Genomic DNA, 1,861 nt, shown 5'->3' on the forward strand with positions numbered 1-1,861 from the left:
ATCTCGTCGAAGGCACCCGACCCACCCGCGACCGCCACACCCCACCCCTCATCCAAACCGTCTTCACCGGCGGCAACGTCACGGGCATCGCCGACGGGCCCGTGCCACTGCACACCGCGACGATGCGACCGATGCCGGCCGAGGCGGGAACCGCGAAGTTCGACCTCACCGTCCACGCGGAGGTGGGGACCGACGCCGTGAGCGTGTACTTCAGCTACGCCTGCGACCTGTACGAGCCCGGCACCGTGGCCGACCTGGCCGACAGCTACCGGGCCCTGGTCGCCGCCGTGCTGGCGGACCCCGACCGGCCGCTGTCCACGGTGGAGGCCGTCACCGACGCCCAGCGGGAACGGCTCGCGGCGCTGTCCACGGGGCGCCGGCGCCGGCCGGGCACCGGTCGTGCGGCACGACGGCCCGAGGCAGCCGACGGCCCGGACCGGGCAGGCAACCAGGCGACCGAGGTGGGCCCGCCGGCGGCCGGGAGGACCGGACGGTGGGCCGACGACCTGGGGTGCGTGCCGCGGCTGGTGACGGACGCGGCCCGGCGACAGCCCGACGCCGCGGCGATCGTCGACGGCACGGGCACGCTCACCTACCGGGAACTCGACGAGTGGTCCAACCACCTCGCCCACCAACTCCTACGCCACGGCGCCCGACCCGACCACCCCGTCGCCGTCAGCCTGCCACCCGGCGCACCCGCCATCACCGCCATGCTCGCCGTCCTCAAAACCGGCGCCGCCTACCTCCCCGTCGACCCCACCGCACCCCCCGCACGCCGACACCACCTCATCACCCACTCCCGCGTCACCATCCTCATCACCGAAGACCCCGACAACACCGACACACCCCCCGGCGTCGTCGCCCTCGCCCCGCGTCCCGGACCGGACACGGCCGTGGCCGCACCGCCCCTGGTCGGCATCCACCCGGAGCAGGTGGCGTACGTCATCCACACCTCCGGGTCCACCGGCACCCCGAAGGGCGTCATGGTTCCGCACCGGGCGCTGACCAACCTGGTCCACTGGCACCTGGACACCCACCCCACCGGTCCCGGCCAGCGCCACGGACAGGTGGCCAGCCTCGGCTTCGACGCCGCGATCTGGGAGATCTGGCCGGCCCTGGTCAGCGGCGCCACCCTGCACGTCGCCGACCCGGCCGACCGCCTCGACCCCGCCGCGCTGCACGACTGGCTCGTCCGGGAGGGCGTGACGAGGACGTTCCTGCCGACCCCGGTCGCGGAGGCCGTCCTGCGGCTGCCGACCCCGTCCACCAGCCGCCTGCGCACGATCTTCACCGGCGGGGACGCCCTCACCTCCCGGCCGTCCGCGCACGCGCCGTACACCCTGTTCAACATCTACGGGCCCACCGAGACCACCGTCGCCGTCACCGTCGGGCCCGTCGCCCCCGACGGAGTCCACCGACCGGACCTCGGCACCCCCATCGCCGGCGCCCGCCTCCACCTCCTCGGCCCCGACCTCCAGCTCGTCCCGCCCGGGGCGCCCGGCGAGGTCTGCGTCGGCGGTGACGTGGTCAGCCGCGGCTACCTGAACAAGCCCGGGCAGACGGCGGAGCGGTTCCTGCCCGACCCGTACGGGCCACCCGGCAGCCGCCTCTACCGCACCGGCGACCTCTGCCGCCTGCGCACCGACGGCACCCTCGAATTCCTCGGCCGCACCGACGAACAGATCGCCATCAACGGCTACCGCATCGAACCCGGCGAAATCGAAACCGCCCTACGCGCCCAACCCCACGTCGAAACCGCCTTCGTCACCACCCGCCCACTCCCCACCGGCCGCCACCTCATCGCCTACGTCACCGGCACCAACCTCGACACCCACCAACTACGCCACCACCTCCACCACAC

General features: G+C 74.0%; 1 protein-coding gene. It reads left to right on the forward strand.

Annotation, left to right across the window (positions count from 1 at the left end):
• Positions 1 to 1,861, forward strand: a 1,861-nt coding sequence (locus tag ACSNN9_RS28390; protein ID WP_436676377.1) for a non-ribosomal peptide synthetase, incomplete at both ends; no start/stop codon positions are given.

The organism is Micromonospora sp. URMC 107 (assembly GCF_051386315.1).
In the GTDB taxonomy this organism is placed as follows: Bacteria; Actinomycetota; Actinomycetes; order Mycobacteriales; family Micromonosporaceae; genus Micromonospora.